The sequence below is a fragment of the Marinimicrobium sp. LS-A18 genome (assembly GCF_000463525.1).
Classification (GTDB): domain Bacteria; phylum Pseudomonadota; class Gammaproteobacteria; order Pseudomonadales; family Cellvibrionaceae; genus Marinimicrobium; species Marinimicrobium koreense.
In genome coordinates, this window is record NZ_AWEP01000002.1 from 131,040 (window position 1) to 153,784 (window position 22,745).

The 22,745-nt window shown below is 57.5% G+C and carries 21 protein-coding genes; 18 read left to right on the forward strand and 3 right to left on the reverse strand.

Annotated features, from left to right (window positions below):
* Positions 1-74: 74 nt before the first annotated feature.
* A complete protein-coding gene (locus tag N645_RS0100655; protein ID WP_024459579.1) occupies positions 75-608 on the reverse strand; it encodes a YhcB family protein in 534 nt (177 codons plus the stop codon).
* A gap of 113 nt (positions 609-721) precedes the next feature.
* Between N645_RS0100655 and N645_RS0100660 the strand changes: the two genes are divergently transcribed.
* The 14 genes from N645_RS0100660 to phoU all read left to right on the forward strand — a co-directional run bounded on the left by N645_RS0100660 (position 722) and on the right by phoU (position 15,558).
* Positions 722-1,441: an alpha/beta hydrolase gene (locus N645_RS0100660; protein WP_024459580.1), complete on the forward strand. Its 720-nt coding sequence runs from the start codon at positions 722-724 to the stop codon at positions 1,439-1,441.
* Positions 1,438-2,574, forward strand: coding sequence for a cell division protein ZapE (gene zapE / locus N645_RS0100665; RefSeq protein ID WP_024459581.1), 1,137 nt, complete (start codon positions 1,438-1,440; stop codon positions 2,572-2,574). The genes N645_RS0100660 and zapE overlap by 4 nt, the downstream gene beginning before the upstream one ends.
* Before the next feature lie 112 nt (positions 2,575-2,686).
* A complete protein-coding gene (rplM, locus tag N645_RS0100670; protein WP_024459582.1) occupies positions 2,687-3,115 on the forward strand; it encodes a 50S ribosomal protein L13 in 429 nt (142 codons plus the stop codon).
* Between the two features lie 14 nt (positions 3,116-3,129).
* On the forward strand, positions 3,130-3,522 hold the full coding sequence (rpsI, locus tag N645_RS0100675) for a 30S ribosomal protein S9 (protein WP_024459583.1): 393 nt from the start codon (positions 3,130-3,132) through the stop codon (positions 3,520-3,522).
* Between the two features lie 256 nt (positions 3,523-3,778).
* A complete protein-coding gene (petA, locus tag N645_RS0100680; RefSeq protein ID WP_024459584.1) occupies positions 3,779-4,372 on the forward strand; it encodes a ubiquinol-cytochrome c reductase iron-sulfur subunit in 594 nt (197 codons plus the stop codon).
* Positions 4,373-4,374: 2 nt separating this feature from the next.
* A complete protein-coding gene (locus N645_RS0100685) occupies positions 4,375-6,612 on the forward strand; it encodes a ubiquinol-cytochrome c reductase (protein ID WP_024459585.1) in 2,238 nt (745 codons plus the stop codon).
* A gap of 68 nt (positions 6,613-6,680) precedes the next feature.
* Positions 6,681-7,316, forward strand: a complete 636-nt coding sequence (locus N645_RS0100690; protein ID WP_024459586.1) for a glutathione S-transferase N-terminal domain-containing protein — start codon at positions 6,681-6,683, stop codon at positions 7,314-7,316.
* 71 nt (positions 7,317-7,387) lie between these two features.
* Positions 7,388-7,783, forward strand: a complete 396-nt coding sequence (locus N645_RS0100695) for a ClpXP protease specificity-enhancing factor (protein ID WP_024459587.1) — start codon at positions 7,388-7,390, stop codon at positions 7,781-7,783.
* 137 nt (positions 7,784-7,920) lie between these two features.
* A complete protein-coding gene (locus tag N645_RS0100700) occupies positions 7,921-8,538 on the forward strand; it encodes a Yip1 family protein (protein ID WP_024459588.1) in 618 nt (205 codons plus the stop codon).
* 218 nt (positions 8,539-8,756) lie between these two features.
* Positions 8,757-9,725, forward strand: coding sequence for a PstS family phosphate ABC transporter substrate-binding protein (locus N645_RS0100705; protein ID WP_024459589.1), 969 nt, complete (start codon positions 8,757-8,759; stop codon positions 9,723-9,725).
* A gap of 239 nt (positions 9,726-9,964) precedes the next feature.
* Entirely contained in the window at positions 9,965-12,250 is a 2,286-nt protein-coding gene (locus tag N645_RS0100710; protein WP_024459590.1) for an ABC transporter permease subunit, read from the forward strand.
* Positions 12,251-12,268: 18 nt separating this feature from the next.
* Positions 12,269-13,933, forward strand: coding sequence for a phosphate ABC transporter permease PstA (pstA, locus tag N645_RS0100715; protein ID WP_024459591.1), 1,665 nt, complete (start codon positions 12,269-12,271; stop codon positions 13,931-13,933).
* A 111-nt stretch (positions 13,934-14,044) separates the two neighbouring features.
* On the forward strand, positions 14,045-14,815 hold the full coding sequence (gene pstB, locus N645_RS0100720; RefSeq protein ID WP_024459592.1) for a phosphate ABC transporter ATP-binding protein PstB: 771 nt from the start codon (positions 14,045-14,047) through the stop codon (positions 14,813-14,815).
* 20 nt (positions 14,816-14,835) lie between these two features.
* On the forward strand, positions 14,836-15,558 hold the full coding sequence (gene phoU, locus N645_RS0100725) for a phosphate signaling complex protein PhoU (RefSeq protein WP_024459593.1): 723 nt from the start codon (positions 14,836-14,838) through the stop codon (positions 15,556-15,558).
* 3 nt (positions 15,559-15,561) lie between these two features.
* Here the strand turns inward: phoU and N645_RS0100730 are convergent, their stop codons facing one another.
* Together N645_RS0100730 and uxaC are read right to left on the reverse strand one after the other, a co-directional pair.
* Entirely contained in the window at positions 15,562-16,515 is a 954-nt protein-coding gene (locus N645_RS0100730; protein WP_024459594.1) for an AEC family transporter, read from the reverse strand.
* An 82-nt stretch (positions 16,516-16,597) separates the two neighbouring features.
* A complete protein-coding gene (gene uxaC / locus N645_RS0100735) occupies positions 16,598-18,013 on the reverse strand; it encodes a glucuronate isomerase (RefSeq protein WP_024459595.1) in 1,416 nt (471 codons plus the stop codon).
* A 534-nt stretch (positions 18,014-18,547) separates the two neighbouring features.
* On the opposite strand from uxaC, the gene N645_RS0100745 reads away from it, so the two are divergent.
* The 4 genes from N645_RS0100745 (at position 18,548) to N645_RS0100760 (ending at position 22,714) form a co-directional block, all read left to right on the forward strand.
* Positions 18,548-19,105: a thioredoxin family protein gene (locus tag N645_RS0100745; protein ID WP_024459597.1), complete on the forward strand. Its 558-nt coding sequence runs from the start codon at positions 18,548-18,550 to the stop codon at positions 19,103-19,105.
* Positions 19,106-19,589: 484 nt separating this feature from the next.
* Positions 19,590-21,152 carry a cellulase family glycosylhydrolase gene (locus N645_RS0100750; protein ID WP_024459598.1) on the forward strand — a complete coding sequence of 521 codons (1,563 nt, stop codon included), beginning with the start codon at positions 19,590-19,592 and terminating at the stop codon, positions 21,150-21,152.
* 157 nt (positions 21,153-21,309) lie between these two features.
* Positions 21,310-21,891 carry a hypothetical protein gene (locus N645_RS0100755; protein ID WP_024459599.1) on the forward strand — a complete coding sequence of 194 codons (582 nt, stop codon included), beginning with the start codon at positions 21,310-21,312 and terminating at the stop codon, positions 21,889-21,891.
* A gap of 16 nt (positions 21,892-21,907) precedes the next feature.
* The gene (locus N645_RS0100760; protein ID WP_152521595.1) at positions 21,908-22,714 is read left to right on the forward strand and encodes a hypothetical protein; all 807 of its coding nucleotides are present in this window, start codon (positions 21,908-21,910) and stop codon (positions 22,712-22,714) included.
* The last annotated feature ends 31 nt before the right edge of the window (positions 22,715-22,745 follow it).

Below are 22,745 nucleotides of genomic sequence, written 5' to 3' on the forward strand. Positions count from 1 at the left end.
TCCGGTGTTGGAAGATAAAGGGCCAGCGGGACATGCCCGCCGGTAGGTGTAACCACGGTGACATGAGCGGGAAATCAGATGGCTCCCCGAGGCGGCTCGGTTGGGGTGTCTGGCTTGTCATCCTGGGTTTCTTCGGTGTAGGTGTCCGACGAACCGTACTGATAGGGCGATTCGTACTCGCCCTCGTCGTGCAGACCGTACTCTTCACTGAGCTGCCCCTTGCCGTTCTTGGGAGCCCAATCCCGGGGAGCTTCGATATGCTCCTCACTCAGGTAGGTTTTTTCCGAGCCCAGCAACTGGGTATTGGCCGAGTCCAGAATCTGCCGGCTCAGGGCCGGAGTGGTCAGCTTGAGTGCGCTGTTTGCCAGGTGCTCGTAAACGTCGCGATAGCTCTGGGTCAGGTTGTTTACCAGCTCGGAGGTCTTCGCAAAATGCTCGGACACATCCTGCTGGTACCGCTTGAGCTCATCTTCAGCGCGCAGAACCCGCTCTTCGAGTTCCTTGCTGCGGGAGCCCGAATCGGTCAGTTTGTAAAGTACCGCGCCCAGGGCACCACCGCCCAACAGACAGATCAGCGCGGTAATAATGAGGGTTCCGAATGAAAACACAAATTTCTCCTCTCGGTATGAAGCCGGTTTGTGGCCTGCAAAACTGCGGTCGCTCGCGGTATTATACGGCCTTTTATTCGACCCGGGCGGAATTCCCTTGATCCGTTTCGGGTGTGAACCACCGCCGCGCCCAGAGAGCGGGGCAGGCCATTGAGGTGATCGTGACAGTATTTTCGCAAACCGAGACCGCAATTACCATCGACGGGCCCGCCGGCGGGCTGGAAGCCCGCATCCAGGCCGGCTCCGAATCCGGCTCACTGGCCGAACGGGGGCTGGCGGCGATCGTCTGCCATCCACATCCGCAGCACGGCGGCACCATGAGCAACAAGGTGGTCACCACCCTGGTGCGGGCCTATCGTGACCTCGGCGTTGCCACCGTGCGGTTCAATTTCCGGGGTGTCGGGGCCAGTGAGGGCGAGTTCGATCACGCCGTTGGGGAAGTGGATGATCTGCTGGCGGTACACGCCTGGCTCGCGGGGCAACGCCCGGACGGCGGCGTGCTTCTGGCCGGATTTTCCTTTGGCTCGGCGGTGGCCGCCGGAGCGGTTTTTCGGATGGAATCGGTCGAACATCTCACGCTGGTCGCACCGCCGGTTGAGCGCTACACCTACGATCGCGACGGACGCTTCCCGTGCCCGGTCTGTATCGCCCAGGGCGAGCGGGATGACGTGGTGGTGCCGGAGGGCGTGATCCGCTGGAGCGAAACCCGGCTGCAATCGCCCCATGCCTTGCTGCGCTACCCGGAGGCCGGGCACTTCTTTCACGGTCAGTTGACCGAGCTTAAAGCGGATCTGGCGCGCACCCTGGAGCGGCAACTGGGTGTCGACTCATGAGCCGGCCAGAGTTGAAGTACGACACGCCCTACAATCGCTATCAGCGTGATCTGGAGCAGCCCGGGTTCAGCCGGGACCCGGCCCAGGCGCAGGTGGTGGATCAGTTGCAGGCGCTGTTTGAAGCGCTGGTCGAGCAGGGCGCCCCAAAAACCGGGTTGCCGGGACTGTGGGAACGGTTGCGGCGGCGGATTTCAAAGGCACCGATCACACCGGTCAGCGGGTTGTACCTGTGGGGCGGCGTTGGGCGGGGCAAAACCTACCTGATGGACAATTTTTACGAGAGTCTGCCGTTTGAGCAGAAAATGCGCGCCCATTTCCACCGCTTTATGCGCCGGGTGCACGGGGACCTCAAGCAGCTCGATGGCCAGAAGAATCCCCTTGAGCAGGTGGCAGACCGCATCGCCCGGGAGGCCAGGGTCATCTGCTTTGACGAATTCTTCGTCTCGGACATCACCGATGCGATGATTCTGGGCACTCTGATGCAGGCCCTGTTCCGCCGCGGCGTGACGCTGGTGGCGACCTCCAATATCCCGCCGGACAACCTTTATAGGGATGGGTTGCAGCGAGCCCGGTTTCTGCCCGCCATTGAGCAGATCAAGCGTCACACCCGGGTGTTGCAGCTCGATAGCCAGAACGACTACCGATTGCGGGCACTGGAGCAGGCCGAGCTGTACCACAGCCCGCTCGATGCGCGGGCGGACGAGAGTCTGATGGCGAGCTTCCGCAGCCTGGTGCCGGCCGAGGATGAAATATGTGCCGATCAGGTGCTGGAAGTGGAAGGGCGCCCGATTCGGGCCCGCTATCTGGGGGAAGACGTGGCCTGGTTTGACTTTATGGCTCTCTGTGATGGGCCCCGCTCACAAAATGACTATATCGAGCTGGCCCGGGAGTTCCATGCGGTGGTGGTGAGCAATGTGCCGGCGCTGGGACGGAATAGTGATGATCAGGCCCGGCGCTTCATCAATCTGGTGGACGAGTTTTACGATCGGCGGGTCAAGCTGGTACTATCCGCCGCCCGGCCGTTGACGCAGATCTACGACGAGGGGCGCCTGAGCTTCGAATTCGAGCGCACCGTCAGCCGCCTGCTGGAAATGCAGAGCCGCGACTACCTGGCCCAGCCCCACAAGCCCTGACGGGGCGGCCGGGTTGGTGGAAAAATCATCAGTTTCCCCCTTGAAAACCGGCGACGATTTCTATAGTATTCGCGCTCTTTTGTGGGAAGCACCTCCTGAGGCAGGAAATAACATGAAGACTTATAGTGCTAAACCTGAAACGGTCTCTCGCGACTGGTTCGTCGTTGATGCCGAAGGCAAGACTCTGGGCCGTATGGCTACAGAGATTGCCCGTCGTCTGCGCGGCAAGCACAAGCCCGAGTACACACCTCATGTGGACACGGGTGATTACATTGTCGTGATCAACGCTGAAAAAGTTCGTGTGACCGGTAAGAAGGCCAGCGACAAGATTTACTACCATCACACCGGTTATATCGGCGGCATCAAGTCGATCAGCTTTGAAAAGCTGATCCAGAAAGCCCCCGAGCGCACCATCCAGAACGCCGTCAAGGGCATGCTGCCCCGCGGACCTCTGGGTCGCGCCATGTTCAAAAAACTCAAGGTCTACGCAGGTAACGAGCATCCGCACACTGCGCAGCAGCCTCAAGAACTGACTATCTAACCGGGAAGCTGATTATGGCAGTTACTCAATATTACGGTACGGGTCGCCGCAAGACCTCCACCGCCCGGGTGTTCATCGCCCAGGGTAGCGGCAACATCACCGTCAACGACCGTCCTCTGGACGAGTACTTTGGCCGTGAAGTGGCACGCATGATCGTGCGTCAGCCGCTGGAAAATGTGGAAATGGCCGACAAGTTCGACGTAAAAGTCACCGTGAAAGGCGGTGGTAGCTTTGGCCAGGCCGGCGCCATCCGCCACGGTCTGACCCGTGCTCTGATGGAATACGACGAAGCGCTGCGTGGCTCTCTGCGTGAAGCAGGTTACGTAACTCGCGATTCTCGCGCTGTTGAGCGTAAGAAAGTGGGTCTGCGTAAAGCCCGTAAGCGTCCGCAGTTCTCCAAGCGTTAATCTGGAGCTCGCTCCCAGCGCGGAGCGGCGGTACCTCCGAGCAAAAAACGCCCAGGCCCTTCGCTGGCCTGGGCGTTTTTTTATGCCCGCCCGTCGTATCACTTGGTGGTATGGGGCACGGGGCGCAGCTTATTCTTGTAAGCGGCGCGCAATTTCTTTAAGATTGGCCATTTTTTACGTCTCAATAACATCACTCTAAATCGTTGAAATTCAGTGATTTACTGGCCGTCGGAAGCTGTTAGGGGAGAAGATCGTCATGACCGATGACGTTGTCAACAAAACGCGCCGCCGCGTGCTGACCGCTGCCACCTCGGTAGTAGGGGCAGTGGGCGTAGTGGGTGCTGCGGTACCTTTTGTGGGTTCCTGGAACCCCAGCGCCAAGGCAAAAGCCGCCGGGGCACCGGTTCGGGCCAACATCGGCAAGATGGAGCCCGGGCAAATGATCACCGTCGAGTGGCGGGGTAAGCCGGTCTACATTGTGCGTCGTACACAAGAGTCCATCGCGGGGCTGGAAAAAGTTGAGGACGTGCTGCGCGACCCCAACTCGGAGCAACCCCAACAGCCCGAATACGCTCAAAATCAGACTCGCTCCATTCGCGAAGAGTTCCTGGTGTTGCTCGGTCTGTGCACCCATTTGGGCTGCGCACCGTTGTTTCGCCCGGAAGTGGGCGTTGCGGACCTCGGTGGCGAAAACTGGCAGGGCGGCTTCTTCTGCCCTTGTCATGGTTCCAAGTTCGATATGGCTGGCCGCGTGTATACAGGCGTACCCGCTCCGTTAAACCTGGAAGTTCCCCCACACCGTTACGAGGGCGATAACCTGCTCATCGTGGGCGAGGATCAGGAGGCATAAGAATGAATTGGTTAACTGGATTGTGGCAGTGGGTCGACCAGCGTCTCCCGGTACAGCGCGCCTGGGACACCCATATGGGCAACTACTACGCGCCCAAAAACTTTAACTTCTGGTATTTCTTCGGCGTTCTGTCCCTGCTGGTGCTGGTCAACCAGCTGGTGACCGGTATCTGGCTGACGATGAACTACACCCCGACCGCCGAGGGTGCCTTCGCCTCCGTCGAGTACATCATGCGTGATGTGGAGTACGGCTGGATTCTGCGCTATATGCACTCCACTGGTGCGTCTGCGTTTTTTGTGGTGGTGTACCTTCACATGTTCCGCGGCCTGATGTATGGCTCCTACAAGGCACCGCGAGAGCTGGTATGGATTTTCGGCATGACCATCTACCTGGTGCTCATGGCGGAAGCCTTCATGGGCTACGTGTTGCCCTGGGGGCAGATGTCCTACTGGGGCGCTCAGGTGATTGTGTCCCTGTTCGGGGCCATTCCGGTGATCGGCGAAGATCTGGTGCAGTGGATTCGCGGTGATTACCTGATTTCCGGCATTACCCTGAACCGCTTCTTCGCCCTGCACGTCGTGGCCCTGCCGATTGTCCTGCTCGGACTGGTCGTGCTGCATATTCTGGCGCTGCACGAAGTGGGTTCCAACAACCCTGACGGCGTGGATATCAAGAAGAACAAAGATGAGAACGGCATCCCCAAAGATGGCGTGCAGTTCCATCCGTACTACACAGTTCACGACCTGGTAGGTATTACCGTCTTCCTGTTCGCGTTCTGCTTCGTCCTGTTTTTCATGCCGGAGATGGGTGGTTTCTTCCTGGAATACGCCAATTTTGAAGAGGCGAATAACCTGAAAACCCCGGAGCACATTGCCCCGGTGTGGTACTTCACGCCTTTCTACGCCATCTTGCGGGCGGTGACAATTGAGATCGGCCCCCTGAGTGCCAAGTTCCTCGGCCTGATTGCCATGGGTGCGGCGATTGCCATCCTGTTTGTACTGCCCTGGCTGGATCGTGCCAAGGCCCGGTCCATGCGCTACAAGGGCCATATCCCACGGGTCATGTTGATGGTCTTCGCCGCGATGTTTGTGGTGCTGGGTTACCTGGGCGTCAAATCTCCGACCACTGGTCGCACTGTGTTGTCCCAGTTGGCGACGGTGTTCTACTTCGCCTATTTCATTACCATGCCGATCTGGACCAGCAACCGTCCGCCGGAGCAGCGCTCGCAGATCGCGCGGGTCCTGTCGTTCGCCATCTGCTGGGGTTTTGGCCTGATCTTCCTGGTAATGGCTCTGAATGGCATCACAGGAGACAGCGATGTGCCGGTCTTCCTGCGGCTGTTTGGCTTGGTTCTGACCGCCGTGTTCGTGGCGCTGCCCTGGTTGGCGGATCGCGACGGAGAGCATCCTGTGCCAGAGCGTGTGCAGATGAAAGGACTGCCACTGCGCTTGGTGCTGGGTGGTTTGGCGCTGTTCGCGGTACTGGTGGTGGTTCCGATCAAGGCTGTCGGCGCGGGTGCCGGCGGCTGCGGCTCCATTCCCTGCGACATTATGGAGCCTGATCTGGACAACAAAGAGTCCTTACAGCGTGGTGCCAAATACTTCGTAAACTACTGTATGGGCTGCCACTCCGCCAAGTTTTCCCGCTATGAGCGGGTGGCGGATGATCTCGGTATTCCCCACGATGTGGCACGCGAGAACCTCATCTTCGGCGATCAGGGGATCGGTAGCCTCATGACCACGGCCATGACCAAGGAGCAGGGTAAGCAGTGGTTTGGGGTCCAACCGCCGGATCTGACCCTGGTGGCCCGCTCCCGTAACCCGGAGTGGCTGTATACTTACCTGCGCAACTTCTATAAGGATGAGAGCCGCCCGTTTGGTGTGAACAACCGCGTGTTTGAAAACGTCGGTATGCCCCACGTCATGCTGGACCTGCAGGGCCTGCTGGAGTGCTCTGCCGGTCCCGAGCTGGACAGCCACGGCCATATTGTACGCGACAGCGCGGGCAATCCGGTCATGGATGAGGAATGTGGTAGCCTGGTAGAGGGCGACATTGAAGGCAGCCTGTCGCAGGAAGAGTTTGATCAGGTGATCTATGACCTGGTGAATTTCCTGGAGTATCTGGGTGAGCCCGCAGCCATGGACCGAGAGCGGATAGGTATCTTCGTGCTGTTGTTCCTGTCCGTTCTGTTTGTATTTGCTTATCTGCTCAACCGCGAGTACTGGAAGGGAATTCACTAAATTCGAATAACGGTGGGGCGCCTGTCGGCGTCCCGGCTTGATCACTGGGTAATTTGAGGTAATACACAATGGGTGTGGTGACCAAACGCTCATCCATGACGCTGTTTTCCGATGGTTCTGATCATTACAGCCATCGGGTTAGAATTGTGTTGTCGGAGAAAGGGGTATCGTCGGATATTATTGATGTCGATCCCAAAAACAAGCCGCAGGAACTGGCGGACCTCAACCCTTACAACAGTTTGCCAACACTGGTGGACCGGGACTTGGCCCTGTACGAGTCCAAAGTGATCATGGAGTATCTGGATGAGCGCTTCCCGCATCCTCCGCTCCTGCCGGTATACCCGGTTGCCCGGGCTCAGAGCCGGTTGTGGATGTACCGGCTGGAGCGTGACTGGGCGCCGCTGGTAGATACCATTCTCACCAGCAAGAGTAAGGATACGGTGCTCAAGGCGCGTAAGGCCCTGCGCGACAGTTTGCTGGCCATCTCGCCGATCTTTGCCGAAATGCCGTTTTTCATGAGCGACGAGTTCACCATCGTGGACTGCTGCCTGGCACCGATCCTCTGGCGCCTGCCGATGCTGGATATTGACCTTGGCAAGGGGCGCCAGGCCCAGCCCTTGCTGACGTACCAGAAGCGACTGTTCGAGCGTGAAGGATTTCGAAAGAGCCTTACCGAAGTCGAGCGCGACATGGGTGCTCACTAGCCTCCATTGCGCGTAGTCCTGCCCCCAAAAGGGGCTTTCATGCCCTTCGATACCCTATCGGGAGACTTTCTATGGCCATGACCTCAAGCCGTCCTTACATGATTCGAGCGCTCTATGAGTGGATCGTGGATAACGGCTGCACCCCCTATATCCTGGTGGATGCTCAGGGGCAGGGCGTTGAAGTACCTCAGCAGCACGTCAATAAAGACGGCCAGATTGTACTCAATATCAATCCGACGGCGGTCAAAGACCTGTTTATCGGTCTGGAACAGATCAACTTCAATGCCCGTTTTGGCGGCATACCAACGGATCTGGTGATCCCCTGTGGCTCGGTACTGGGTATTTATGCCCGGGAGAATGGTCAGGGCATGGTATTCGAGCATGAGCCCAATCCCGAGCCTCCCAAGCCGGATTCCGAACCGAAGAAAGACGCGCAAAAACGGCCCAACCTCAAGGTCGTCAAATAAGGGGCGACGGCCCCTTTTATATAACCTAAGTTGATTAACAGTATTCGTTTATCGCGAATACTTCTTTGCGGCACTCGTCCCAAAGCTGGATACTGTACGTACTCTCTAATAACAAGCAGTAGTAGGAGTACGTAAATATGGCTATGTTGCAGCACACCCTGGGTATCTTCACCAACCCCGATCGCGAGTGGCAGCGGATACGCAGCGACAACGAATCGTTCCTGCGGGTTTATCTACGTCACGTTCCGTTGATGGCACTTATACCCTGTATCGCGGGTTATTTCGGAGTGACCGAAGTGGGCTGGAGTGTGGGTAGCGGCGGTGTGGTGAAATTGACCAGCCAAAGTGCCTTGCTCATGGCCGTAGCGGCCTATTTCGCTCAGCTTATTGCCATTTATGTCCTGGGCGAATACATCAACTGGATGTCGCGCAGTTTTGGTGTGGCCGACGAAGCCAATCGTCGCCACTATGAAGGGACGGCGCTGGCGGTCTACTCGGCCATTCCCATGATGCTCGCCGGTGTTGCGCTGGTATACCCACAGTTGTGGCTGGTGGTATCGGTGTACATTCTGGCGGCGTGCTACTCCGTCTATCTGATTTATGAAGGTATTCCCATCCTGATGAATATCCCGAAAGAACGGGGCTTCATTTACGCCAGTTCGGTGATTACGGTGGGCCTGGTGCTCGCGGTCGTGGTGATGGTGAGCACTGTGATTGTCTGGAGTTCAGGAGCCGGACCGGTCTACATCAGCTGATTTAATTGGCTGATTTTCCGGCGAGACCGATTCGCTTATCCGACAGAAGGCAGCCCCAGGGCTGCCTTCTGCGTTTGTTGCAGTAATTTGACAAATTTATGGCAGCCTGTCACAGGACTGTCATATTGGGTGAGTAGAGTGCGTCTCAGGTGGAAGTGACCCAGATAAGGGCATTTCATGTCACTGAACGACAAATCACTGTTTCAGAGGAGCGCTCTATGAACGCCATCAAATTCTTTAAAGGCCTGGCTCTGGCCGGTTCAATGACCTGTGCCATGGCGCAAGCGGACGTCGATCCCAATCTGCCGGATTACGAGGCGGTGTCTGGCGTATCCGGTAATGTGAACAGCATCGGTTCCGATACCCTGAACAACCTCATGACCCTCTGGGCCGAGGAGTTCGCCAAGTTCTATCCCAACGTCAATATCCAGATCCAGGGTGCCGGTTCTTCGACCGCTCCGCCGGCGCTGACTCAGAATACCGCCAATTTTGGTCCCATGAGCCGTGAAATGAAGGCCTCCGAGATTCGCGCCTTTGAGCAGGCTCACGGTTACAAGCCGACCGCTGTTCCGGTAGCGGTGGACGTTCTGGCGGTTTATGTCAATAAAGACAACCCCATTGAAGGCCTGACGATTCCCCAAGTTGACGCCATGTTCTCGGTGACCCGTCGCTGCGGCTATTCAGAAGACATTACCCGTTGGGGTCAGGTGGGGCTCGAAGGTGAGTGGGAAAACCGCGATCTGGCGCTATACAGCCGCAATGCGGTATCCGGTACCTATGGTTACTTCAAGGACAACGCCCTGTGCGGGGGTGACTACAAGCCCGGCATCAACGAGCAGCCCGGTTCTGCTTCGGTTGTTCAGGGCGTTAGCGAGTCGCGCAACGGTATCGGCTACTCCGGTATTGGCTACATGACCTCTGGTGTGCGTGCGGTACCGCTGGCCCGTGCCGAAGGCGAAGCGTTCGCTGCTCCGAACGCCGAAAACGCCTCGAATGGCAGCTACCCGCTGTCCCGCTTCCTGTACGTTTACGTCAACAAGCATCCGAACCGCCCACTGCCTCCGATGCAGGCTGAGTTCCTGAAAATGGTGATCTCCAAGCAGGGTCAGGAAGTGGTAGTGCGCGACGGCTACATTCCGCTGCCGGCCTCAGTGGCAAAGCGGGTGACTGAAGAGCTGGGTCTGTAAACACGGCCTCCGCCGGGGTGGCACCTGTCGCCCCGATCGACCCGGAAGGGACCCCGGGCTTGTGATCCGTCAACTGGTTTAGGGACAATCAAAAGGGACACCGCCGCGGGGCGGAGGGTCCCTTTTGTCATGTGACTGTAACAAAACTGTCATCTAGCGCTGTTAGCATGCAGGCGCTTTCGTCGAAGTCCTCTGATGGGGCGTTCGACCGAGATTCTCCAGCTCAGGATTGATGCACTATGTCAGAGCGACCTTCCACCCCGGATGCCCGGGGAAGCTTGATGCCGAATGCGGAGCAACGTGCTCGTCTGCGCAAGGTACGCAAATTCAAGGACGGCCTGTCCCGCTACGGAGTCGGCACCGCCGGTATGATGGTGGTTGGCGCCCTGGCGCTGATCTTCATCTACCTGTTCTCTGAAGTGGCGCCGTTACTGCGCAGCAGCAGTATCGAGCCGACTGCGGACTACCCCTTCGCGCTGACCAGCGAAGCTGATCCGTCCGCGCACCTGGTGCTTGAGCGCTATGAGGAAATGGGGGCGTCGTTCAGCGAGGCCGGGCAGGTGCACTTCTTTAACGTCGATTCGGGGCTCGCCCTCAAAACCTTTGAGGTCCCTCGCAACGAAGGTGCTACGCCCACAGCGGTTGATACCAGTGTCCCTAACCAACAGTTGGTGGCCTATGGTTTCTCCGATGGTTCGGTATCTGTTGTGCAGGAAACCTATAGTCTCAGCTACCCCAACGATCAGCGCCTGGTGACCCCGGGGCTGGATTATCCGTTGGGTGAGGATCCCGTCATGCTGGACGAGCAGGGCCGCGCGTTACAAGAGGTCGCCGTGCAGAAAACGGATGCTGGAATCATGCTAGCCGCCGTCACCGAGGACAACCGGATTGTGGTGGGGCGCTATCGGATGAACCAGGGGCTGTTCGGCAACGGGGGTAGCGTGTCTGGCAAGAGCTATTCCGTGCCCACGTTACCCGGTGGTGCTCAGGTGGAGCAGTTGATCGTCGATGCCACCGGCCGCTTTTTGGTGGTCGCGGATGATCGGGAACAACTGCATTTTTATCATGTCGAGCGCGCTGAAGATGCCCGGCTGATAGAGACTATACCGACCGAGCGAGGCCAGGTAACGGCGTTGGAGTTTCTGGTCGGCACCATGTCGGTTATCGTTGGGACCGACAGTGGTTCGGTCAGCCAGTGGTTTATCATTCGGGATGACAACAATCAGTTTCATCTGACACCGGTACGCGATTTTGAGTCACTTTCTGGCGAGGTTACCGTTATTGCGCCAGAATACACCCGCAAAGGTTTTGCTGCTGGTGACGACCAGGGCAATGTTGGCCTGTTCTACGGGACGTCGTCCAGCACGCTGGTGATTGAGTCGGTGACGGATCAACCCATTTCGCAACTGGCATTGTCGCCGATTAACGGACGCTTGCTGGCAATGGATAATGACCAGCGGTTGCATATCGCCTCGGTCTGGAATAAACACCCGGAAATCTCGATGAGCTCGCTCTGGCAGAAGGTCTGGTATGAAGGCCGACAGCAACCCGAGTACGTCTGGCAGGCTTCCTCAGGTGCGGATGACTCCGAGGCGAAAATGAGCCTGGTGCCGTTGTCCATCGGTACGCTCAAAGCCGCTTTTTATGCGATGCTGTTTGCCATCCCCCTGGGGGTAATGGGCGCTATTTACACCGCCTATTTCATGACCCCCAAGCTGCGAGGGGTGGTCAAACCCACCATTGAGATCATGGAAGCCTTGCCCACCGTTATTCTGGGTTTTCTCGCGGGTCTGTGGCTGGCGCCATTCCTGGAAAATCACCTCCCGGCGGTTTTCAGTATTCTGCTATTGCTGCCGGTGAGCATGCTGGTCGTGGGCCTGCTCTGGAGTCGGCTGCCTTCGGCGATTCGCAGCAACGTTCCGGAAGGTTGGGAGGCCGCCATTCTGATCGTCCCCATCCTGCTGACCGGATGGGCCTGTATCGCGATCAGCCCACATGTCGAAGTGTGGTTCTTTGATGGCAGCATGCGCCAGTGGCTTACCAACAACAATATTGACTACGATCAGCGCAATGCCCTGGTGGTGGGTATTGCCATGGGCTTTGCGGTGATTCCCACCATTTTCTCGATCGCCGAAGACGCCGTGTTCAATGTGCCCCGCCATTTGACCCAGGGGTCCCTGGCCCTCGGCGCAACCCGCTGGCAAACCGTAATAGGTGTGATTCTGCCCACCGCCAGCCCGGGTATCTTCTCGGCGGTGATGATGGGCTTTGGCCGCGCGGTTGGCGAAACCATGATTGTGTTGATGGCCACCGGTAACAGCCCGGTATTGAACTTCAACATATTCGAAGGTATGCGTACCCTGTCCGCCAACGTGGCGGTGGAGCTGCCGGAAACCGCCATTGGCAGCACGCACTTCCGGGTGTTGTTCCTCGCCGCCCTGGTGCTGTTGGCCCTGACATTTGTGGTCAACACCCTGGCCGAAGTCGTTCGCCAGCGTTTGCGTAAACGCTACAGCAACCTGTAACCATTGGGAGCCTGATTGATGAAAGCCTGGTTTAAAAGTGGTGCCCCCTGGGTATGGCTGAACGGCGGTGCCGTGGCGCTGTGTATGATTATGGTTGTGGGCCTGTTGGGGCTGATTGCCGTTCGCGGTTTTGGCCATTTCTGGCCCGCTGATCTGGTGCAGATGTCGGTGCTGGATCGCGATGGCGACCGACAGGAAGTATTGGGTGAACTGGTCCGTAAGGAAGTCATTCCAGCGCGGGTGGCGCGTACCAATGGCTACGCCGTGGGCGAAGATGTCCCTCTGGTGACCCGCTACCTGATCAAGCAGGGGAATCGGGATCTCGGCAGCGATTTCCAGTGGTACCTGGACGTGGGCATGGGCGAGTGGCACTACCCGGAAAATGCCATTGTAGTTGAACGTCGCGAGTGGGGTAACTTTTATGGTTTCCCGGTGGCGCTGAAAGAACACGGCGAAGTGATCAGCCGCCTGGGCGATGAGGATTTCTGGCCAGAGGTGGAAGCCCGGGTCGAGCGCAGCGTGGATCTGCACAAAGAAATCCGTCGCAAGGAAAGGGTGGAGATTGGTAGCATCAATCACAAACTGGAACGTCTGCGCCTGGAGCGCCGTCGCCTTGAGCTGCAGGGCGTATCGCCAGAAGAAATGGCGCAAGCTGAAGAGCAGTTTGCGGTCGAGCGAGAGGCGTTGAACGAAGAGTACCGCCGGATCAAGGCGGAGCGCGACGCGATTTATGAGCAGATCGAGCGGGACAGCTTTGATGTTGAAACCGTCAACGGAATGGAAAAAACCATTCACCTGCATAACATCGTGCGGGTTACCCGCTCCAACCACCTGGGTGTGTTTGGCAAGCTGGCACACTACATGGACCGGTTCTGGGAGTTCCTGACCGAAGAGCCTCGCGAAGCCAATACCGAGGGCGGGATTTTCCCGGCCATCTTCGGCACCGTCACCATGGTGATTGTGATGTCGATCATGGTTACCCCACTGGGCGTGCTGGCAGCCATTTATCTGCGCGAGTACGCCCGTCAGGGTACGGTGCTGAAGCTGATCCGCATTTCGGTGTACAACCTGGCCGGTGTGCCCTCGATTGTCTACGGGGTGTTTGGTCTGGGCTTCTTCGTGTACTTCCTGGGGGGCAACATTGATGAGCTGTTTTTCCCCGCGTCCTTACCGGCCCCGACCTTTGGTACGCCGGGTTTGTTCTGGGCGTCTCTGACTCTGGCCCTGTTGACGCTGCCGGTGGTGATTGTCTCCACCGAAGAAGGCCTGGCGCGTATTCCCAGCACCATCCGTCAGGGTAGTCTGGCCCTGGGGGCGACCAAGTCAGAAACCCTGTGGAAGGTGGTGGTGCCTCTGGCCACGCCTGGCATGATGACCGGCCTGATTCTGGCCATCGCCCGTGCCGCCGGTGAAGTGGCACCATTGATGCTCGTCGGTGTGGTCAAGCTGGCACCGAGCCTGCCCATTGATGGCAACTACCCGTACATTCATCTGGATCAGAAGATCATGCACCTCGGGTTCCATATTTATGACGTCGGCTTCCAGAGTCCGAACGTTGAAGCCGCTCGCCCCCTGGTTTACGCGACGGCGCTGACGCTGGTGTTGTTGATCATTATTCTGAACCTTACAGCCATCAAAATTCGTAACACGCTGCGCGAGAAGTATCGCAGCGCCTCTGATTGATCGCGGGAGCCTAGCATGTTAGAAGATACTACCAAGCAAAGCGGGTCATCAACGGCACCCGACCACCAAGCACACGTGGGCGCGCCCCGCCCTCAGACACAGGGTAATGCCATGGCATTGGAAGACGAGACCATCAAGCTCGAGGTCAATAATCTGAATTTGTACTACGGGGATAATCGTGCCCTGAAAGACATCAACCTGAAGATTCCCGAAAAGAAGGTAACCGCCTTTATCGGACCTTCCGGCTGCGGTAAGTCGACGCTGCTGCGCTGTTTCAACCGGATGAATGACCTGGTGGATATCTGCCGCATCGAAGGCGAGATCCTGATGGATGGCAGCAATATGTACGACAAGAAAGTCGACGTGGCCGAGCTGCGTCGTCAGGTGGGTATGGTATTCCAGAAGCCCAACCCATTTCCGAAATCCATTTATGAAAATGTCGCCTATGGCCTGCGTCTGCAGGGCGTAAAGTCCCGCCGGGTTCTGGATGAAGTGGTGGAGAAGTCCCTGCGCGGCGCCGCCCTGTGGGAAGAAGTCAAAGACCGGCTGCACGACAACGCCTTTGGTCTGTCCGGTGGTCAGCAGCAGCGTCTGGTCATCGCCCGCGCCATTGCCATTGAGCCGGAAGTGATTTTGCTGGATGAGCCGGCGTCGGCATTGGACCCGATTTCAACACTGAAAATTGAAGAGCTGATCTACGAGCTCAAGGATCAATACACCATTGTGATTGTGACCCACAATATGCAGCAGGCGGCCCGGGTTTCGGACTATACTGCGTTCATGTACATGGGCGATCTGATCGAGTTTGGTGACACCGATTCGCTGTTTACCAACCCGACCAATAAGCAAACCGAAGATTATATTACCGGCCGGTACGGCTAAGAGGAGCACTCATCATGGTCATGGATATCAAATCCCATACGCATCATATTTCTCAGCAGTACAATCTTGAGCTGGATGAAATCAAGACCAAACTGTCCGAGATGGGTGGACTGGCTCAACGTCAGGTTAATGATGCCATACAGGCGCTGATTGATGCCGATGCCGAGACCGCCGAGCGGGTGGTTCGGGAAGATGATCACGTCAATGACATGGAGCTGGATATTGACGAAGACTGCGTTCGCATTCTGGCGCGTCGCCAGCCAGCGGCCAGTGACCTGCGTCTCGTTATCGCGGTTACCAAAGCCATCACGGACCTGGAGCGGGTGGGTGATGAGGCGAGCAAAATCGCCCGGCAAGCTATCGCCCTTAGCGGTGACGGCTCCACACCGCGCGGGTACGTTGAAGTGCGCCACATCGGTGGCCATGTCTCGCGCATGTTGAGTGACGCACTGGATGCGTTTGCTCGTCTGGATATCGACCTGGCACTACGGGTAGTGGAAACGGACAATACCGTGGATATGGAGTACAACTCCGCCATGCGGGAAATGCTGACCTTCATGATGGAGGACCCTCGCAATATTTCCCGTGCCCTGAACATCATGTGGAGTCTGCGCGCCCTGGAGCGGATTGGTGATCACGCCCGAAACCTGGCCCAGTACGTGGTGTATCTGGTGAAGGGTGAAGATGTGCGCCACGAATCCTATGACGAGATTCAGGAGCAGATCCAGGACGACAACGAGTAGTGTTTAGCTCGCCAGGGCCTGCAGTATCCACAGGCCCAGCGTGACCGTCACCAATCCGAACACCGTGGACTGGACGATCATGGTGGCGGCCAGGGAGGCATTACCGCCCATGGCCCGCACCATGACAAAACTGGCGGTAGCCGTGGGCGACGCGGCCAGCAGAAAGACCACCGCCAGCGCCTGACCCTCCAGCCCCAGCGCCAGTGCAATCAAGACACCGACCAGGGGCGAAACAATCAGTTTCCAGGTGGTGGCTGCCAGGGCGCCACCGCCCACTTGCCGCAATGACTTCAGATCCAGTGCGCCGCCCACACACAGCAGGGCCAGGGGCAGGCTCATCTCACCCAGATAATTACCCGCCCGTTGAACGGGCTCGGGCATGGGTCCTTCTATCCAACCGTAGAACAGTCCGGCGACAATGCCGATGATCAATGGGTTGCGCACCACACCCGAGAACACGCCCCGCATGCCTCGCCGGCTGTCCAGGTCCCGGTTGAGCGCAATGACCGACAGTACGTTATAGAGCACGATGGTGATGGCGATGGGTAGGGCGGCCATGGCCACGCCGCTTTCTCCGTAGGCATTGGCGCAGTAGGCCAGACCGATGATCACCAGGTTGCCCCGGAACGCCGCCTGGGCCAGGACGCCCCGGTCCCGCCGGTCGCGCACAAAACCGTCCGCCGTGAGCAGACTCAACAGAAAAATGGCGATCGCTCCGGCTACTACCGCGAACAGGATGCGGCCGTCGGCGGCGGCGCCAAAGTCGGTGGTGGCGCTGCTGAAAAACAACAATACCGGCAAGCCCACCGCAAATACCAGGCGCGATGCCGTGTTGATGAAGGTCTCATCAATCATCCCGATGCGGCGTAACACCGCACCAAGAATCACCATCAGGAAAATCGGTGTGGTGACCGAGAGTGAGAACAGGAATGTCGATAGCAAATTGGTGCTGTCCAAGAGCGCTCTCCGGGTTGAGAACGAAAAAAGCCCGACATGTCTGCCGGGCTCTATAGACTACCACGCTAGCTAATCGACCCGCTTACTTCGGGACGTCAAACGGGAAGTAGTCTTTCGCGTTGTTGAAGCTGATGTCCTGAATCATGCTACCGACCATTTTCAGGTCATTGGGCACCGTACCGGCGGCCATGTCATGGCCGAGGATGCGGCACAGCAGACGCCGGAAGTACTCGTGGCGGGAGTAGCTCAGGAAACTGCGGCTGTCGGTCAGCATCCCCACAAAGCGGCTCAACAGACCCAATTGGCTCAGGGCTTCGATCTGGCGCTTCATGCCGTCCAATTGATCCAGGAACCACCAACCGCTACCAAACTGCATCTTGCCGGCGGCCGAGCCATCCTGGAAATTGCCGATCATGGTGGCGATCATCTCATTGTCGCGCGGGTTCAGATTGTACAGAATGGTTTTGGCCAGGCGGTCGTCGTTGTCCAGGCGGCCGAGGAATTTCGACAGCGGCTTGGCATAGTTGTGGTCGCCAATGGAGTCGAAACCGGTATCCGGCCCCAGGTCGCGGAACAGCCGCGGGTTGTTGTTGCGGATGGCGCCGATGTGGTACTGCTGGACCCAGCCTTTCTCGTGGTCCTGACGGGCGAATTCCACCAGCATGGCCGAGTAGAACTTGTCCAGCTCGGTCTGGTCGAGGTCCTTGCCGCCGCGCACTTTGGCGAAAATCGCCTTGATTTCGGCATCGGTATAATCTTCGGCGTGGACGGTTTCCAGCCCGTGATCCGAGAGGCGGCAACCCTGCTCATGGAAGAAGTCGTGGCGTTTCTGCAGGGCACTCATCAGGTCGTCATAAGTGCTGATCTGTACGTCAGCCACTTCCCCGAGCCGATCCAGGTAGGTGTTGTAACCCTGGGTATCTTCGGCGGCCATGGCCTTGTCCGGGCGCCAGGTGGGCAGCACATTGGTGTTGAAATTGCTGTCCGCGGCGATGGACTGGTGATGGCGCAGGTCGTGGGTCGGGTCATCGGTGGTGCAGATGACCTTCACATTGGCCTGGGTGATCAGGCCCTTGGCGCTGAATTCCGGCGTCGCCAGCAGTTCGTTGCACTGGTCCCACACCTCGCGGGCATTTTCGCCGCTGAGCAGCTTGTTGGTGATGCCGAAAGGCTTCTTCAGTTCCAGGTGGGTCCAGTGATACAGCGGGTTGCGCAGGGTATTCGGTACGGTTTCGGCCCAGGCCTGAAATTTCTCCCAGTCGCTGGCATCGCCGGTGCAGTACTTTTCACTGACACCATTGGAGCGCATCGCTCGCCATTTGTAATGGTCACCGGCCAGCCAGACCTCGGACAGGTTCTTGAACTGTTTGTTTTCGCCGATCTGATCCGGGGGGAGGTGACAGTGGTAGTCAATGATCGGCATGTCTTTGGCGTAATCGTGGTACAACGCCTTGGCCTGCTCGGTGTCGAGCAAAAAATCGTCGTGGATAAAAGTCATTCTCACAATTCCTCTCAACACACAAAAGCCGTCACCGGAGGCCGGGCAGACCCCAATGTCGGTTGTGCAGCTGGTTTAGGCAGCGCCCACAGCGAGAACCGGAGTCCGGCCCCAAAACGCGCTGTACTGCTTGCATACTGCCAGGGTTGATTTATTGTGCGGTGGTGTCCACCGCGTTTTGTCCCGGGATCACTCAGTGGGCCCGGCGCCGCTTATGATGCGGATCAGAGTCAGTTTACCTCCTGAGTGAGCAAATATAAACAGTCATTGTTCGGGGTGGTGTATGGCTGTAAGTGCTTGCTAACATTGAAGCCCAATTATATCAATGTTGTGGTCATCATGAAATAAAGGGGCTCTATTTCACCGATAGTGAAATTCTTGTGCGGCTCTCCCGGCCTCACGGCCTCCAGGCCCCGGGTGATGGCGCCTGTTGCCGACTTTAACAGGGGGCGCCTGGGGGTATACAATTCAGGGTTAATCATCCAAGTGTCTGCGGCCCCGGGGCGGGGCTGGCGCTTAACAGGAGAGTCGATTATGGCCCGTACGCCTTCCAATATGCTTCCTCTGGGCACCGAGCTGCCCGATACCACTTTGCCTGATCCCGCCGGGGAAACCTGGAAACTGAGTCAGCGCATGGGCGATAAGGGGTTGGTGGTGATGTTCATCTGCAATCACTGCCCGTTTGTCCTGCATATTGCGCCGTTCCTGGAAACACTCAACGACCGGCTCAATGAAATGGGCATCCGCTGTATCGCCATCAGTTCCAACGATGTCAATGAGTACCCGGCGGATTCTCCGGAAAAAATGGCTCAATTTGCCAAGGAGTACAAGCTGGCGTTCCCGTACCTCTACGACGAAACCCAGCGGGTGGCCAAATCCTTTGATGCGGCCTGCACCCCGGATTTCTACCTGTTTGACCGGAACAAGCGGCTGGTTTACCGGGGCCAACTGGACGACAGCCGTCCGGGCAATGATATTCCGGTGACCGGGAAAGACCTGCTGGCGGCGGCTGAATTGGTCGCCAGAGGTGAGCAGCCCCCCGAAGATCAGCAGCGTCCCAGCCTGGGTTGCAATATCAAGTGGAAATCCTGATTTTCAAATAAGAAAATATATCCGTATGTTAAATTCCGTGTCAGGAGGGACGAATTCTTCGTCCCTCTTTCTCCGTCCCCAAGGTGCGGTCTGATTCGCCGCTTGCCCAAATCGGCTTTGTTTTACGCGCCAAGTGCGCGCCCTCTGAAACTGAAGATCGGTCCCGCCTGTTTTTACGCCATCAGTGGCAAATGTCGCCTGACTTTTCACTTCTTGCCTGAGCGTCTTTTTCTTCTTTGCAATTTGTGATCTCCCTCTCGTCCCGCAAGCCCTTCTGCATTTTTCCCTGAAGCGGTGTCGATATACTTTTTGGTGAGTGGACGCTTTGGCCTCGGCCAGAGCCGGAAACTCGAAGAAGTATAAGACTGACGCTGCATACACAGGGGTATTCGGTAAGGACTGGTGGGTATTTCAGGTCCGGTATGCGGTGCATTATTCCTTGATATTTTTCTCGCATAAAAACCCGGAAAGGAGATAATTTCCCATGACGTTTTCAAAGATAAAAACAGTCAGTGGCGCTTTTTTGTTGGCCGCCGCATTAATGGTGGCCCCGCTCACCCAGGCTCAATCCGTTCAATGCGATTACCTGGTTCAAAGTGATTGGGGCGCTGGCGCCATTGCGAGCATCCAGATTACCAATAACGACACCTCGGCGATCAATGGTTGGCAGGTGAGTTGGGAGTATGAGCACAGCACCATTACCAACCTGTGGAATGCCGAGTTGGAAGGCTCCAACCCCTATCGTGCGACCAACCTTAGCTGGAATCAGTCGATCCAACCAGGGCAGTCCATTGAATTTGGTTTTCAGGTGAGTCAGAACGGCGACGCGGAAATACCTGAGCTCTTGGGTGCTCTCTGTGGTGGGGCGAGCTCGTCCAGCAGCTCGTCGGTTTCGTCGAGTTCCAGTAGCTCGCAGTCCTCATCCAGCAGTTCGGTCAGTAGCTCGTCCAGCAGTAGTTCCTCCGTTTCGTCGAGCGCTTCCAGTTCGTCCAGCTCCTCTGTGAGCAACCCCGGGGGACTGACGGCCGTGGAGCTGACCGAGCAAATGGGCGTGGGCTGGAATGTCGGCAACTCCCTGGACGCCATTGGCGGTGAAACCGCCTGGGGGAATCCCGAAATTACCCGGGAGCTGATCGATAGGGTAAAAGCCGCAGGTTTCGACACGCTTCGGGTGCCGGTAGCCTGGAGTCAGTTTTCCGATGCCGAGAATTTCATCATCGAGGAGAGCTGGAAAAACCGGGTAGAGGAAGTGGTCAACTACGCGCTGGACGCGGACCTGTATGTGATCATGAACATCCATTGGGACGGTGGCTGGATGCAGCCCACCTACGCGGATCAAGAGTATGTCAACAATCGTCTGGCCATCATGTGGACCCAGATCGCCGAGCACTTTGAGGCCTACGACCATCGACTGCTGTTTGCCGGTACCAATGAGGTGATGGTCGAAGGCGATTACGGGACGCCAACCGAGGAGTACTACACCGTCCAGAACAGTTTCAATCAGACCTTCGTCGATACCGTGCGCGCGACCGGCGGCAACAATGCGGATCGCTATCTGGTGGTTCAGGGGTTCAATACCAACATTGATCACACCGTGAACTTCGCCGAGATTCCCGAGGATACGGTCAGTGATCGGCTGTTGATGGAGGTGCATTACTATGACCCCTACAACTTTACGTTGAACGAAAGCAGCAACATTACCCAGTGGGGGTCGATCGCAACCGATCCCAATGTCACCGAAACCTGGGCCAATGAGTCTTACGTGGATAACCAGTTCCAGCGGATGCAGACGAACTTTGTCGACCAGGGTCTCGGGGTCATTCTGGGTGAGTATGGTGTGATTTCACGGCAGAATGTTGAAGGTCACGATACCTACCGGCGCTATTGGAATGAATACATTACCCAGTCAGCGCTTGATCACGACATGGTGCCTGTCTATTGGGACAATGGCTATGCCGGCAACGGCGGTTTCGCGCTGTTTGATCGCTACAGTGGCAGCGTCATCGAGCCGGAGCTGGTGGAGGTGCTGGTAGAGGCCTCCGACTGACCGCATCGTCCGTAAACCCGCACCGAAAAACCGAGCGCAGGTAATGCGCTCGGTTTTTTTGTTGTTGAGGGGCAAATTTCACCCAAATGGGGTATGCGGTTTGAAGCTGTGACGCATAAAATTGTCTACAAAACCGACACAATGCGGAGCATCAAAAATGACGACTTGGGGATATATCAAAGCAGTAAGCCTTCTCAGCCTGCTGGCGTTGTCCGGCTGTGTGGCCGAGGATGATGAAGGAGAAGATACCCGTGAGCTGGATAGCTCCGGCGGTGGTAGCTGTTCGTTCCAGGAGTTGGTGACCGCCTCTGACCGGGATGCGGCCAACGCTTGTGGGACGCAGGTGTCGACCCAGTTTCTGGCGGCGGATGCCTACTATCAGCAGGCACTGGAGCTCTGTGCTGAGGGTTACCAAAGTGAGGCCGAGGAGGTCTATGGTAACTATGAAACTCAGGTGAGCTATGCCCGTGACGTGGCGGCTGGATTTGACTGCGGCAGTGGCTCCACCGGTGGTGGCGGTGGTGGCGTCAGCGTTGAAGACACCAGTGAGCAGATTTACTACAACCTCTGTGTCGGACAGACCACCGAGGCCATCTATGCGAGTTGTTATGGGCCTGTTCAGTACGGCGATAATGACTGCGGCCCGAACACTGACGGTGTCTCCTACAGCTACCTGACCAAGTATGATTCCCGAGCACAGTGTATTGGCGAACGGGATGACTACCTGGCAAATTACTAGTTCAGAGTCGCCTCCCATGAGACACCTGGTTACTTTGGTTACCGTCGTGTTTATTGGTGTGAGCGCTTTCAGCTTGGTGAGAGCCTTGTATCAGGGAGGTGACGAGCGCGCAGGGACGCCGCCGCTCAAGGTCCCGGTTGAATCAATATCGGAGCGACCGGTTAGCGAGGCCTCGGCGCGGAGCGCAACCGCTCCGGTCGAGGTCCCCAGGGAAGACGCGCAGGCGAGCCGCTCGCGTACGGTGCCGGAAGAGCGTCGGCGCCTCCACGACGATCTGAGTTTGGGGATCGAGCTGGGGTTCACCCGCGAAGAGGCGCTGGCGCTGATTCAACAGACCGACCTGGAACAGCTCGAGGCCTTCTTTTCACGGCGCTCTCATATAACCGCTGACTGGCTAAACCGGCAGGGACTGGGTGTTGAACATCTGCGCGAACTTTACGCCCGCTGGGCGGCGGGAACCCCTCCAGAACTCGCCCCGGATAACCCGGGGGCGCTGATATTCAGCCGCTATCGCTCGGGTCAGGACGGCAGCCCCTACCGAGCCCAGAACCGCTTCAGTGCGCAAGACCGGACGGTCTACCTGCACTACCAGGTGCCGACTGAGTACCAGCAGGCGTCGGTGATCATTCGGTGGGCGCGACAGGACCAGCCGGGCCTGTCCCACTTTGACTACCATCCGTTGACGGACGATACCGGGTTGCGTCAGGAGGCCTGGGTGCGTCCCCGGCAGGGGTGGGAACCCGGCACCTACCGGGTGGAAATCTACGGTGCCGAGCCTTCGCTGCCGCTGATCGCGCAGCGGGATTACGAGGTGTTGCCCTGACGAAAAGGTTGTGGCGAGCGCCGCAAGTATG